Source organism: Halpernia frigidisoli, assembly GCF_900113805.1.
Classification (GTDB): Bacteria; Bacteroidota; Bacteroidia; order Flavobacteriales; family Weeksellaceae; genus Halpernia; species Halpernia frigidisoli.
On sequence record NZ_FOQT01000003.1, the window covers coordinates 364,402 to 379,147 of the forward strand.

The 14,746-nt window shown below is 32.6% G+C and carries 12 protein-coding genes; 10 read left to right on the forward strand and 2 right to left on the reverse strand.

Going from position 1 to position 14,746, the window contains the following annotated elements; genetic code table 11:
- The first annotated feature begins 12 nt into the window (after window positions 1-12).
- The gene (locus BM238_RS09960; RefSeq protein ID WP_090080356.1) at window positions 13-837 is read left to right on the forward strand and encodes a class I SAM-dependent methyltransferase; all 825 of its coding nucleotides are present in this window, start codon (window positions 13-15) and stop codon (window positions 835-837) included.
- 126 nt (window positions 838-963) lie between these two features.
- Here the strand turns inward: BM238_RS09960 and BM238_RS09965 are convergent, their stop codons facing one another.
- Window positions 964-2,154 carry a phosphoglycerate kinase gene (locus tag BM238_RS09965; protein ID WP_090080357.1) on the reverse strand — a complete coding sequence of 397 codons (1,191 nt, stop codon included), beginning with the start codon at window positions 2,152-2,154 and terminating at the stop codon, window positions 964-966.
- A 692-nt stretch (window positions 2,155-2,846) separates the two neighbouring features.
- Here BM238_RS09965 and rpiB point away from each other — a divergent pair.
- From rpiB to BM238_RS10000, 7 genes are read left to right on the forward strand one after another with little or no spacing between them, the layout of a single operon-like run.
- Window positions 2,847-3,278 (forward strand): ribose 5-phosphate isomerase B, encoded by a 432-nt coding sequence (gene rpiB / locus BM238_RS09970; RefSeq protein ID WP_090080359.1) that lies wholly within the window; start codon window positions 2,847-2,849, stop codon window positions 3,276-3,278.
- Between the two features lie 45 nt (window positions 3,279-3,323).
- Window positions 3,324-5,474, forward strand: a complete 2,151-nt coding sequence (gene rnr, locus BM238_RS09975; RefSeq protein WP_090080361.1) for a ribonuclease R — start codon at window positions 3,324-3,326, stop codon at window positions 5,472-5,474.
- A gap of 34 nt (window positions 5,475-5,508) precedes the next feature.
- The gene (locus BM238_RS09980; protein WP_090080362.1) at window positions 5,509-6,189 is read left to right on the forward strand and encodes a LysE family translocator; all 681 of its coding nucleotides are present in this window, start codon (window positions 5,509-5,511) and stop codon (window positions 6,187-6,189) included.
- Window positions 6,189-7,124 carry a S66 peptidase family protein gene (locus tag BM238_RS09985; RefSeq protein WP_090080364.1) on the forward strand — a complete coding sequence of 312 codons (936 nt, stop codon included), beginning with the start codon at window positions 6,189-6,191 and terminating at the stop codon, window positions 7,122-7,124. The genes BM238_RS09980 and BM238_RS09985 overlap by 1 nt, the downstream gene beginning before the upstream one ends.
- A 1-nt stretch (window position 7,125) precedes the next feature.
- On the forward strand, window positions 7,126-7,476 hold the full coding sequence (locus tag BM238_RS09990; RefSeq protein ID WP_090080365.1) for a DoxX family protein: 351 nt from the start codon (window positions 7,126-7,128) through the stop codon (window positions 7,474-7,476).
- A complete protein-coding gene (locus BM238_RS09995; RefSeq protein WP_090080367.1) occupies window positions 7,476-7,847 on the forward strand; it encodes a YraN family protein in 372 nt (123 codons plus the stop codon). Before BM238_RS09990 ends, BM238_RS09995 begins: the two co-directional genes overlap by 1 nt.
- 11 nt (window positions 7,848-7,858) lie before the next feature.
- Window positions 7,859-8,611 (forward strand): SDR family NAD(P)-dependent oxidoreductase, encoded by a 753-nt coding sequence (locus BM238_RS10000; protein WP_090080369.1) that lies wholly within the window; start codon window positions 7,859-7,861, stop codon window positions 8,609-8,611.
- Window positions 8,612-8,613: 2 nt separating this feature from the next.
- Here the strand turns inward: BM238_RS10000 and BM238_RS10005 are convergent, their stop codons facing one another.
- Complete coding sequence (locus tag BM238_RS10005) at window positions 8,614-9,594, reverse strand: LacI family DNA-binding transcriptional regulator (protein WP_090080370.1); 981 nt, start codon at window positions 9,592-9,594, stop codon at window positions 8,614-8,616.
- A gap of 230 nt (window positions 9,595-9,824) precedes the next feature.
- On the opposite strand from BM238_RS10005, the gene BM238_RS10010 reads away from it, so the two are divergent.
- Together BM238_RS10010 and BM238_RS10015 are read left to right on the forward strand one after the other, a co-directional pair.
- Window positions 9,825-11,840, forward strand: coding sequence for a kojibiose hydrolase (locus BM238_RS10010; protein WP_090080372.1), 2,016 nt, complete (start codon window positions 9,825-9,827; stop codon window positions 11,838-11,840).
- 93 nt (window positions 11,841-11,933) lie between these two features.
- Window positions 11,934-14,741, forward strand: coding sequence for a SusC/RagA family TonB-linked outer membrane protein (locus tag BM238_RS10015; protein WP_090080374.1), 2,808 nt, complete (start codon window positions 11,934-11,936; stop codon window positions 14,739-14,741).
- Window positions 14,742-14,746 lie beyond the last annotated feature (5 nt).

A 14,746-nucleotide genomic window follows, 5' to 3' on the forward strand; every position in this document is an offset into this window, starting at 1 on the left:
ACTATTTTATAAATGAAAATTAAAGATCATTTCCTAACTCAGGAAACTTTTGAAATTAAAGAAACTGAAATTCCAGGTGTCTATAAAACCTTCCCTATTCCATCGGATTTAGATAAATATTATGATAGCGAAAATTATATTTCTCACCATCAGGATTCTGGTAGTTTGAAAGAAAAATTTTACAAATATTTACAAGGTTTTAATTTAAATTATAAAAAAAATATACTTTCAAAATTTATCCAAACTGGTCCAAAAATTTTAGATTATGGTTGCGGTGCCGGCGAGTTTTTAAAATATATAGAAAAAGATTTTCAACCTTTAGGATTTGAACCAAATGAGTCTGCAAGGAATTCTGCTCAAAATAAATTAACAAAATCAAAAATAATTTCTGATTTAAATTTAGTTGAAAATGAAAGTTTAGATGCAATTACTTTGTGGCACGTTTTCGAACACATAGAAAATCAAAATGACATTTTAAATCAATTTCATTCCAAATTAAAACAAGGCGGAATTTTAATAATTGCGGTGCCAAATCCGAATTCTTTTGATGCAAAACATTACGGAAAATTTTGGGCGGCTTATGATGTTCCGCGTCATATTTTTCATTTCACAAAAACCGGAATGGAAAATTTACTTAAAAATAAAAGCGCAAATTGGAATTTGAAAAAAATTCGTCCACTTCTACTCGATTCATTTTACATTTCTATGTTGAGCGAAAAATATAAAAAATCTGGCTTATTTTGGTTAAAAGGATTCATTTTTGGTGCGATTTCTAATTTTAAGGCCTCAAAAAACTACGAATTTTCCAGTTTGATATATATTATAGAAAAAAAATAAAAAATAGAAAATTGATTGGTTTCTGAAATCAAATTTTAACATAATTTTACTAAAATTAAACAAAAATAAAAAAACTGATTACGAACTGTAATCAGGTTTTATTTTTAAAGACTATTTTATAAATTTCTATTTTGTGATTGCTGCAACTCCCGGAAGTTCCAAACCTTCTAGACTTTCCAACATCGCGCCGCCGCCAGTTGAAACATAACTTACTTTGTCATCATAACCAAATTGTTTTACAAACGCAACGGAATCTCCTCCTCCAACAAGTGAAAACGCACCAAGTTTTGTTGCTTCGGCGATACTATCACCTAAAGCAACAGTTCCTTTAGAAAAATTTTCCATTTCAAAAACACCAATCGGGCCATTCCATAAAATAGTTTTGGAATTGACGATCACATCATGAAATAATAAACGCGTTTTGCTACCAGCATCTAAACCCATCCATTTTTCAGGAATTTCATAGATATTAACTTCTTTATGTTCTGCTTCATTATTGAACTCCTTTGCAATAATTGTATCAACCGGCAAATAAACTTTTACATTATGCTTTTTTGCATTTTCTAAAATTTCTAAAGCCAACTGCATTTTATCCGCTTCTAAAAGAGAATCTCCAATATTACCACCAAGTGCTTTCACGAAAGTGAATGCCATTCCACCACCAATAATTAAGTTATCAATTGCTGGCAAAATATTTTCAATGATCGTAATTTTTGTAGAAACTTTAGAACCACCAAGAATTGCAGTAATTGGTTTTTCGCCAGAATTTAAAACTTTATCAATTGCTTTTAATTCATTTTCCACTAATAAACCGAAAAATTTAGTTGAAGGAAAGAATTGTGCAATTACGGCTGTAGAAGCATGTTCTCTGTGAGCAGTTCCGAAAGCATCATTTACATAAACATCTCCATATTTGGAAAGTTTTTCAGCAAAATCTTTATCTCCTTTTTCTTCTTCATTATAAAATCTAAGGTTTTCTAATAATAAAATTTCACCAGGTTTAAGATCATCAACCATTTTTTGGGTTTCATCACCAAGCGCGTCTTCAGCAAATTTTACTTTTTTTCCTATAACATTTTCAATAGTTGGAAGAATACTTTTTAAAGAATATTTTTTATTCTTCTCTCCATTTGGTCTTCCTAAATGTGTCATCAAAATAACAGAACCGCCGCCATCTAAAATTAAATCTAAAGTTGGTTTCACTGCCGAAATTCTTGTGTCATCAGTCACTTCTAACTTTTCGTTTTGAGGCACATTAAAATCCACACGAACAAGAACTTTTTTATCTTTGAAATTGAAATCTGAAATATTTTGCATAATTTTTTTGTTTTGACTTGAGCAAATTTAGGATTTCTGAACCGTTAAAAAAAAATTAAAATCGAAAAGTTTCCCTACTCCCAAAACTCATTCATTCATCATTATATTTCTTTATTATTAAAAAAGAATATGAGTATTGTTGTTGGTCTAACCAGAATTGTGGAAAAATAAATCTTTTTATTTCTCTTCATTCTAAAGTAAATAAATTAATAGTTTACCAACATTATAAAGAGATTTAAACCAAAGGATTAAGGTACTTATGGGCAATTGTTAGTAAATTTGAAAAATTTATTTTGTGTATAAAACTTCTATGGAAAAAGTCTCCGAAAACTTTTAAAAGTCCAAAAAAGTAATTTCAAGAAAATCCAAAATTAATGTCCATTAGAAATAATAATTGAACTAAAAAAGAGAAAAAAATAAAAACTTATCCACAGGTTTATTGGTATTTCTTAACAAATTTTTAGATTTCTTTAACAAACACATAATTAAATTTCCTAATTCTTTTATAGACAGTAATTTAAAGTGAATTTTGTGATATTTTGTTAACTAATTTTAAGCCAAACCACTTTACTTTTACCAATTAAACCTTAAATTTGTATTAAAGGAAAAATTTGAAATCGCCATTTAAATATCAAATAATAAAAAATACTTCTAAATAGGCGATAACATTTGACAAATAAAAAAATTATAAAATGCAAATGAAAATAGCAATTGCCGCTGACCATGCGGGTTTTAAGTACAAAGAACTTATTAAAGATCACTTGAAATCTAATTATGAAATTCAGGATTTTGGAACTTTGTCAGAAGATTCGGTAGATTATCCCGATTTCGTTCATCCTGCAGCAAGTTCTGTAGAAAATGGCGAAAATGTTTTTGGAATTTTAATTTGTGGAAGTGGCGAAGGCGTTTCTATTACAGCAAATAAACACCAAGGAATAAGATGTGCACTTTGCTGGGAAGTTGAAATTGCAAAATTATCTCGACAACATAATAATGCCAATATGATCTCTATTCCTGCAAGATTTGTTTCTGAAGAATTGGCAATTGAAATGGTTGATGCATTTTTAAATACTGAGTTTGAAGGCGCAAGACATCAGGATAGAGTTAATAAAATTTCTTGTTAATAATCAGAAATTCTAATATTTCTTTTTTTGATTTAAATAAAATATATGAGTAAGAAAAAATATCAAAGCGATAAAAACAATAATAAACTTCAGGAAATCGGAAGGTTGATTGTAAGATTTATGAATGGAAATTCTACGAAAATCTATAATTATAAACAGATTTCAGACGGAATTGAACATAAAAATCCGCGCCAAAGAGAACAGGTTATTCAAAGTTTACACAAACTTTTAGCAACTGAAAAAATAAAAGAAGTTGAGAAAGGAAAATACATTATCAACTTAAAAATAAAAGGCACTTTAACCGGGAAAATTGACTTTAACCAAAGTGGAAATGCTTTTGTTAAAGTAGAAGAACTTCCCGATGATGTTTTTATTCATCAAAAAAATGTGAAAGATGCTTTGCAAGGCGATAAAGTTTTAATCGTTACCTATAATTTTAAAGGAAAAAAATTAGAAGGTTCTGTTGTTGAAGTTTTAGAAAGAAATCGGACAGAATTTGTTGGCGTTTTTCAATTAATTGAGCATAAAGATTTTGGCTTTGTGGTTTGCGATAAAAAAGCAATAAATACCGACATTTTCATTTCTAAAAATCATTTTAATGACGCAAAAGATGGCGATAAAGTCATCGTTAAAATGGTTGGTTGGGAAGCAGGAAATAAAAATCCGGAAGGTGAAATTATTCAGGTTTTAGGAACGCCGGGAAATCACGAAACTGAAATTCATTCCATCTTGGCAGAATATGGTTTGCCTTATGAATTTCCAGAAGAAGTTGAAAGAGAAGCGGATAATATTGATAAAAGAATTGGTGGAAAAGAGTTAGAAAAACGCCGCGATATGCGAAAAGTCTGCACTTTCACGATCGATCCAAAAGATGCAAAGGATTTTGATGATTCTATGTCCATTGAAAAATTAGAAAATGGAAATTGGGAAATAGGTGTTCATATTGCGGATGTTTCCCATTACGTACTGCCAGGAACTCTTTTAGATGATGAGGCTTACAAACGCGCGACCTCAGTTTATCTCGTAGATCGCGTTGTACCGATGCTTCCCGAAGTTTTGAGCAACGAGGTTTGTTCGCTTCGTCCAAATGAAGAAAAATATACTTTTTCTGCGGTTTTTGAGATGAATGATAAAGCCGAAGTTTTAAATGAATGGTTTGGAAAAACCGTGACTTATTCGGATCGCCGATTCACTTATGAAGAAGCACAGGAAAGAATTGAAAATAAAGAAGGTGATTATGCAGATGAAATTTTGAACCTTGACAGTTTAGCAAAAATTTTGCGACAAGAAAGAATTGAGAATGGCGCAATTACTTTCGACAGAAGTGAAGTGCGTTTTAATCTGGATGAAAACAGCAACCCAATTGGGGTTTATTTTAAAGTAAGTAAAGATTCCAATCATTTGATCGAGGAATTTGCATTGTTGGCCAATAAAAAAGTGTCAGAATTTGTGTCACTAAAAAATGGAAAACCGACTGAAAAGACATTTATTTATCGAATTCACGATGATCCGGATCCTTCAAAATTAGAAGCACTGCGCGATTTTGTAGGTAGTTTTGGTTATAAAATGGATCTTGCAAATACCAAAAAAGTGGCCCAATCTTTAAATAAATTATTGAGCGACGTTCAAGGAAAAGGTGAAGAAAATATGATCGAAACTTTGGCGATGCGAAGTATGAGTAAAGCGATTTATTCTACTGAACCAATTGGGCATTATGGTTTAGGATTCGATTATTATTCGCATTTTACGTCGCCAATTCGCCGTTATCCAGATTTAATTGCACATCGATTATTACAACATTATTTAGACGGCGGAAGATCACCTTATAAGCCAGAATACGAAGAAAAATGCAAGCATTGCAGTGCGATGGAACGTGTAGCAGCCGAAGCAGAAAGAGAATCCATCAAATTTATGCAGGTAAAATTTATGCAGACGCATCTTAATGAAGAATTTACTGGTGTAGTTTCCGGTGTTGCAGAATTTGGTTTTTGGGTACAAATCCCTGAAAATGGCGCGGAAGGTTTAATTAAATTAAGAGATTTAATGGATGATTCTTATTCTTATGACAAAGCAACACACGCAGTTTATGGCAAAAAATCAGGAAACAAATACCAATTGGGTGATGAACTAAGAATCAAAGTAGTGAAAGCAAATTTAATTGCGAAACAACTTGATTTTAAAATTGTTACAGATTAATTTTCTAAAAAAGATCAAAATTAAATTTTAGAAAATGCTTGAACTTATTTTTTTAGCCATTGGATTGGGATTGATGCTTAGTTTAGTATTCATCGGTCCGATCTTTTTTCTTTTAATTGAAACCAGTTTTAATCGTGGCCCAAAACACGCTTTGGCTTTAGATTTTGGCGTAATTTCGGCAGATTTGCTTTGTATTTTTGCTGCTTATTTTGCAAGTGATGATCTTGTAAATATTATTGATAAACATCCCGGCTTTTATCGAATTTCTGCGTTTATTATTTTAGTTTATGCCATTTATATGATTGTTTCTAAAACAAATATGCATTTAAAAGGCGAACAGAAAATGATCGATCAGAATTATATTAAAACTTTTTTTAATGGTTTTTTCCTTAATTTTTTAAATATTGGTGTTGTCCTTTTTTGGTTGGTAACAGTAATTTCAGTGAGAAGTTCTTATCCGAAAACAGATGAGTTTATCCTCTACATTGCTTTGGTTATAGGAACTTATCTTTCTGTTGATCTCTTTAAAATATTTTTAGCAAAACAGTTTCATTACAAGCTCACAGAAAAATTAGCCAATATTATCCGAAAAAGTGTTGGTGTGATCCTGATATTATTTAGTTTGCTGATTTTTCTGCAAAGTTTTCAAAAGTTTAATCAGTTCGATAAAAGACTGGAAAAAGCAGAGCAAAAAGAACATTTAGAACAACGTTAATGAAAGATATAATTTATCCTAAATCTTTAAAAAAAGGCGGTAAAATTGCCATTATTTCGCCCGCTGGCTTTGTCGAAAGATCTACCATCGAAAATACGTTAAAATTAATTGAATCAAATGGTTACGACTATGAATTTGGCGCGCACGTTTTTGATAAATATGAACATGGTTACAATTATGCAGGTACTGAAAGTGAACGACTTTTAGACTTAAATTGGGCTTTAACTGATCCCGAAATTTCTGCAATCTGGACAACTCGTGGCGGTTATGGCTGTATGCATTTACTGGAAAAAATTGATTTAAAAGAATTCAAAAAAAACCCAAAATGGTTTATTGGATATTCTGACAATACTGTAATCAGTAGTTTTTTACTTAAAAATGGTTTCGCTTCCATTAACGGACAAACTTTAAAAACATCGTCTTTTGGTGTTTCGGATGAAAGTTATGATCAAATATTTGATATTTTAAAAGGAAAATTTCCAAGATATACTGTCGAAAATAATCAGTTTAACAAAGAAGGAAGCGTTGAAGGACAATTAATTGGCGGAAATTTAGCATTAGTTTACGCACTTTTAGGAACAAAATATACTTTCGATTTTCGGGATAAAATATTATTCATAGAAGAAATTGGTGAAAATTATTACGCGTTAGACAGAATGTTAATGAGTCTGGAATTAGCCGGCGTTTTTAAAGAGATTAAAGGATTAATTATTGGCGGAATGATCAATATGGGCGATGAAAAAGAGAACAAAAATTATGAAAATAGTTTTGATGAAATGGCTTATCAAATCATTGCGGAACGAGTTTCAAAATACAACTTCCCTACTCTTTTCGGCTTTCCAAACGGTCATATTTTTGATAATTTACCGTTGATCATCGGTTCAAATATTAGTTTAAATGTGGGGAAAATTAATGAAGTTAATTATTTAAAATAATATGGTTTATTCAAAATACATTCTTATTTCAATATTAATTTTTGCAGGAACAATGCATTTTGTTCGTCCATTTTTCTTCATAAAGATAATGCCGAGTTATATTCCTTTTCATTTAAAATTGGTTTATATAAGTGGTTTAGTAGAGATTTTGTGTGGTTTACTTTTAATTTTTCCGCAGACGCAAACTTTTGGTGCGTATCTAGCCATTCTTTTATTTATAGCGGTTTTTCCGGCAAATATTGAAATGGCGAAAGATTATTACATTACACATAATAAATATTTTTGGGTCACAGTCTTGCGGCTTCCCTTGCAAATTTTACTCATTTTGTGGGCTTATCAATTTAGAAAATAATGGCAGATCATAATGAATTTGGAAAACTTGCAGAAGAACTGGCCGTTAAATTTTTAGAAGATTTAAAGTATAAAATTCTGGTAAGAAATTACAGATTCATGAAGGCTGAAATTGATATTATCGCGGAATTTGAAAATGAAATCATCATTGTAGAAGTTAAAGCACGAGGAACAGATGCTTTTATGGAACCTCAAGAAGCCATTAACAAAAAGAAAATGAAACTTCTTATTTCTGCTGCCAATGATTTTTCAGAGAATTTTAAAAGAGATTTAAACACTAGGTTTGATGTCATTACAATTCTTCCAGATGAAAGAAAGAAACTTCAAATCACGCATATAATTAATGCTTTCGAAAGTATTGATGGTAATTAAAAATTTAAAAAATGAAAACAGTATTAATAACCGGAGCAACATCCGGAATAGGTGAAGCAACTGCGAAACTTTTAGCTGCTCAAAATTACAGACTAATTCTTTGCGGGCGAAAGAAAGAAGTTTTAGATCAATTAAAAACAGAACTTTCAAATTATACCGAAGTATTTAGTTTAAATTTTGATGTCCGTTCCAATGAAGAGGTGAAAAACGCTTTTAAAACGCTACCAAGAGAATGGCAAGATATAGATATTCTTATTAATAATGCTGGAAATGCTCATGGTTTGGAGCCTTTATCAGAAGGGAACGTAGAAGATTGGGATGCAATGATAGATGGAAATGTAAAAGGTCTTTTATACGTTTCTAAAGAAGTAATTCCGCAGATGAAAAAAAGAAATTCTGGACATATTGTGAATATTTCTTCAGTTGCTGCAAGACAAACTTATGCAAATGGCGTGGTTTATTGTGCTTCAAAAAAAGCAGTCGATGTCATTTCTGAAGGTATGCGTTTAGAATTAACAGAGTTTGGCGTAAAGGTCTCAAACGTGCAGCCAGGCGCTGTAGAAACAGATTTTTCTAAAGTCCGTTTTAAAGGCGATGAAGAACGCGCCTCATCAGTTTATGACGGCTATGACGCTTTGAAGGCAGAAGATATTGCAGATTTGATCGCCTATATTATTAATGCACCAAAACACGTGTCAATTGCAGATGTGGCTATATTTCCAAGTGCTCAAGCAGAACCTCGGACGATTTATCGCAGAACCTGATTTTAAATAACAGCTTCCTGAAAGCAGGTATCCATATATTTTGTTTCTACTGCTGTACTTTTTGTTTCTATTTTTTCTAAAATTTTGTAAGCGGTGGTTTTTCCCATTTCAAAACCGTCATGTTTTACAATACTGATGTTTTTTGCAAGAAAGGAAGTTAGTTTCCCACTGCTGATCGCTGTTATCAAATAATCTTTCGGCGAAACATTAAGTGAATTAAAAGCAGAGAAAAGGCCGGCCAAAACCTCATCACTCATTGCAAATATAGAATCAAATTTTTCTGTAAGAATTACACTTTCAACGAAATTACGCGCCTGATCTTCATTTTCTGCGTAGAGTTTTGTCGCTTTAATGTTGCTGTCAGAAAGTTTTTCCATTAAACCTTTTTCCCTTCTTTTAGTTATTTCTAATTTTTTATTTCCAAAAATACAAAGTGTACTTTTTACATTATTTTTAATTAAAAAATCAGCAATAGCCGATGTTGAGGCCGCATCGTCTATTAAAATTTCGTCAAAACTGTCTTGCGGAATACTTTTATCAAAAATTACTACAGGAATGTCGAGATTTGCCGCTTTTTCTAAATGAGAAAGATCTTGTGTCTCGGATGTCAGTGAGATTACGATTCCGTCAACACCATAATTACAGCAGAAATCAATATTTTTTTTCTCTATTTCCATATCTTCATCAGAAATCAATATCAGTAAATGATAATTTTTTTCTGTTAAAACTGATGAAAGTCCGTTAATTATGGAAGGAATAAAAAACATATTCATTTTAGGTACGACGAGACCAATTAAGCGACTTTTTTTACTTCTAAAATTTTTCCCCCATTCGCTGGGTTGGTAATTCATTATTGAAACTACTTCTCTCACTCGGATTTTTACTTTCTCACTGATATCCGGATGATCGCTTAAAGCACGCGATACGGTTGAGGTGCTTATTTTTAGCATTTCGGCAATGTCTTTTATTGTAATCCTGCTCATTTCGTAAATTTAGTTAATAATTTGGGGATAAAAAACGCTTAATTTTAACTTATTTTATATTAAATTAAGTTAAAACAGCATTAATATTTAATCTATTTTTCAACAACAACCGTTTGCACAATCGATTGCATAGTTTTTTTTTGACTTAAAGTTTAAAAATGTAATTCGGTATTGTTAAAAAAAATAAATTTGTAGTTAATCGATTTACTTTTAAAAAATTATCAAAAGGAATGCTGAATTTTAAAAAAATTATAACTGTTACTATCTTTTTGGTATATAGTTCATATTTTTCGCAAAATAAAGTTTCAGATGAATGGAATATCTCTGCCACATCCAGAGAAAATTATAATGGCGTTGCAATGGCAAACGGTCAGTTTGGAATCGTGACTGATGATACTCCACTTCGCCACAAAGAAGTAATACTTGGAGGCGTTTATGAAGCGAGTCCGGAAAATGGCATAAGCAGAATCGTTAAAGGTATTGAGTTTTTAAATATTAGGTTAAAAATAAATAACCAGGAAATAAAAAGCGACAATATTTCTAATTGGCAGCAAACCATAAACATGCAGCAGGGAATCTCCAATACTTCATTTGATTTTAAAGATCTGGCAAAAATTAATTACAGTATTCTAGCGAACCGAGCAAATCCTTTTGCAGCTATGGCAATTGTGGAGATCATACCGGAAAAAGACATTACAATTTCTGCGTTTAACTACATGAATGTTCCTGATGAACTTAAAGACGCGAAGAAAAATTTTCGTGTTTTGAAAGATAATGAATTTTTGATGCCGGTTTTCGGGACGAGTGCAACTACATTGGAAGGAAAATATAATGTTGCAGCATCAACTACATTTCTTTTTGACGGTGTAAAAGAAGATTTAAAATATGTAAATCAGGAAGTCGGTTTCACAAAAAAATTATTAAAAGGTAAAAAATACAGATTTGCAGTTGCGGGCGGTATCTGTACGTCAAAAGACGTCACAGATCCATCAAACGAATCAGAAAGGCAAGCCATTTTTGCGCTGCAGGAAGGAATAGACAAAATGCTTGAACGTCATAAAAATGCCTGGGCTGAACTTTGGAAATCAGGTGATATTCAGATTGAAGGTGATATTGATGCCCAACAGAGAGTGCGTTTTGCACTCTACAATCTCTATTCTTTCATCAGACCAAATTCCCGGCAGAGTATCTCTCCAATGGGTCTTTCTTCTCAAGGTTATAATGGTCATATTTTTTGGGATGCTGAGCTTTGGATGTATCCTGTGCTTTTAGCTTTACAGCCTGACATGGCGAAGTCCTGTTTAGATTACAGATACGACCGATTAGAAAAAGCCAAGCAAAAAGCAATGATTTACGGTTATAAAGGAGCGATGTTTCCCTGGGAATCAGATGATACCGGAGAAGAGGCCACACCAACCTGGGCACTTACGGGGATTTTTGAGCAGCATATAACGTCAGATGTTTCAATTGCTTTTTGGAATTATTACACTGTTACACAAGATAGAGACTGGTTGCGCGAAAATTTTAAAGTTTTAAAAGAAACTGCAGATTTTTGGATAAGCAGAGTGGTAAAAAATACAGATGGCTCCTATTCCATTAAAAATGTAGTTGGAGCAGATGAATATGCACAGCATGTGGATGATAATGCTTTTACAAATGGCGCCGCAATTGAAACTTTAAAAAATACCATAAGAGCCGCAGAAATCTTAAATGAACCTGTAAACCCCGCGTGGAAAGAAGTGGCCAATAAAATTATAATTCAGAAAAAGAACGGAATTACACAAAATTATGATGGTTACGGCGGACAAATGATCAAGCAGGCAGATGTTAATCTTCTCGCCTATCCACTTCATATAATTACAGATAAAATTCAAATTGAAAAAGACTTAGATTATTATTCAGAAAAAATGGATAAAATAGACGGACCTGCAATGGGTTCGGGGATAATGTCTGTGTTGTACGCAAGAATGGGTAATTCAGATAAAGCGTATGATTATTTTGTAAAATCTTATTTACCCAATTCAAGACCACCTTTTGGTGTTTTTTCGGAATCTGCGAAAAGCAATAATCCCTATTTTGCTACCGGTGCTGGTGCAATGCTGCAAGGTCTAATTTATGGATTTGGTGGGGTAGAGCTTACGGACAAAGGATTTAAATACGGCAAAGGAATTTTACCAAAAAAATGGAAATCTTTAAAATTTGTCGGCATTGGCGCAGATGAAAAAACGATTGTAATTAATAACTAATTTTAAATAAAAACTCATGAGGGAACAACATTTTCGCAAAACACAATGGTAATAATGGAACTTTAAAAAACTTAATAGAAAAATTTAATAATTATGAAATTTAAAACAATTAACACTGTTTTGATCGCTGCGGCTTTCTTTACATTTGATTTTGCTTATTCACAACAGACGCAGAATGACACGATCAGCAACGGGAATAAGGAAAAAGACATTCAGGAAGTTGTGCTTATTGGCTATGGTGGCATTAAAAAAAGTGACGCTACCGGTTCTGTAACTTCAGTAAAAGCTGAGGATTTTAATAAAGGAACAGTGACATCCCCGGAGCAATTACTTCAAGGTAAAGCGGCAGGTGTGCAAATTACCTCAACAAGCGGTGATCCAAATGCAAAAAGCAATGTTAGAATTCGTGGTTTTGGATCTATCAGATCCGGTGGTGATCCACTTTATGTAATTGATGGAGTTCCGATCAGTTCAGGAGACAGTAGTTCCGGCAGAGGAGATATAGGTTTTGGATCTGGAGCCGCATCTAATCCATTAAATTTTATAAATCCAAACGATATTGAATCTATCGATGTTTTGAAAGATGCTGGAGCAGTCGCAATTTATGGTTCAAGAGGAGCTAACGGTGTTATCATTATTACAACAAAAAAAGGTAAAAAAGGTGCAGGCCAGCTTACTTTTAATGCTACATCCGGTTTTAGCAGACTTGCAAACAGAATAGATTTATTAGGCGCTACAGAATACGCTGCAATACCTGGAGCAAAAGTTTTTGGTTCAAACACAGATGCTTTAAAGGAAATAACAAGAACAGGAACTAATAATCAGTATGATCTATCTTATGCGGGAGGTTCTGATAATGGAAGTTATCGTGTTTCCCTGGCTTATTTAGATCAAAAAGGAATTCTCTTAAATTCTGGTCAGCAAAAAACAAATATTTCATACTATGTAGATCAGAAGTTTTTTGATAATAAATTAAAATTAGAGTCTTCTTTTACGGCTAACTTTATTCGCGCCATTACGCCTCCTACGGCAGAAACTGCTGGTGCAGAAGGTGATGTGATAATTAGTGCGCTAAGATGGAATCCTACAAGAAATCTTTTCGATCCAACAAACCCATCAGGTTATACAATAATCGCTGATAATCCAAGGAATCCGCTCAATTTAATTAATTATTACACTGATATTAGTAAAACGTACCGAACAGTAGGTAATGTAGCTGCGACCTTAACTATTGCTAAAGGTCTGGACTTTAGAGTTAATTATGGTGTAGATTATTCTACTTCGCAAAGAGCAATTGCCGGGTCAGATTTAATTAATATTCAGAGTATTTCTACAGTTGGTGGTACAGCACTTCTTTTTAATATCAATAAGTACAATTATGTTATTGAAAATACCCTGAATTATAAATGGAAGATCACAGATAAATTTAATTTAAATGCGATCGGGGGTTATTCATTCCAACAGTTTGATAATGCAGGACAACAAAACTTAGTTCAAAATTATGGTGGAAATCATGATCAAAACTATTACATCAGAAATATTTTTGCAGGAACAGTGATTAATCCAAGCAGCCAGTTTTCTTTTGACAATCCTACAGATAAACTTCAGTCTTATTTTGGTAGAGCAATTTTTGATTACAATGGGATTTACGTACTTAATGCTATTATGAGAGCAGATGGGTCCAGTAAGTTTGGAGCAAATAATAAATATGGTTATTTCCCATCTATTTCAGGAGCCTGGAATATTGATAAAGAAGGATTTGCACCGGATTATTTTAATACTTTAAAATTAAGAGGAGGTTTTGGAATTACAGGAAATCAGGATTTCCCATCAGGACTTTCATCGACATTTTTGCAACCAAATAGAGGAAATTACAGACCTGTAAATTTTGGTAATGCAGATCTTAAATGGGAGCAAACAGAGCAATATAATGCTGGTATCGATTTTGGCTTAATGCAAAACAGAATTAGTGGTAGTTTAGACTTTTACAACAAGACCAGCAAGGACGTTTTGGTTCAAAAAATTCAGTTGCAGAGAGAGACAGAGAGCCCGTTAGGATTTGTAAATCTTGATAATACGAGATTTATTAACAAAGGAGCAGAGTTTTCAATTTCTTACAAAGCAATAAAAACAGCCGATTTTAATTTGGATTTTGGTGGTAATGTTGCCTACAATATTACAAAAGCAACTGGCGTAATAGCTGATGGTTTTGATAATACTGTCGGAATTAAAACAGGTATCATAAACGGTCAGGGTTTAACTGATGAGTATGCGCAAGGGCATTTTGACGGACAAGAACTTTTTACCTTTAATTTGCTACAATTCAGAGGCTTTGATGCTAATGGATTATCGCTATATGATGATGCTAATGGCGGAGTTACGAGCGATCCAGGTTTAGCGGTAAAGAAATTTTCCGGTTCAGCGCTTCCAAAGTATAACGTAGGTCTTTTTCTAAAAGGTAACTATAAAAATTTAGATTTTACACTAAATGGTTATGGACAATATGGTGGTAAAATCTATGATAATACTGCAAATGCTTTATTTTACAAAGCTGCTTTTGCCCAAGGAACTAATGTACCTGCCGACGTAGCTAATTCTAATGAAGCAGCAAACAATTCTAATGGTGCATCTACAAGATTTTTATCGTCTTCTGACTTTTTTAGATTTTCTAATATGAGTATTGGTTATACATTAAAAGGTGAAAGCGGTATCTTTAATTACGTAAAATCAGTAAGATTCAATATCACTGGGCAAAACCTTTTTGTGATTACAGGTTATAAAGGATTCGATCCGGAAGTTAGTACAAGTAAGCCAATTGATGGCGTTCCTTCTTACGGAATTGATTATGCGTCTTATCCAAAGGCCAGAACTTTTTCAGCGGGTGTGAACATAAATTTTTAATTCAA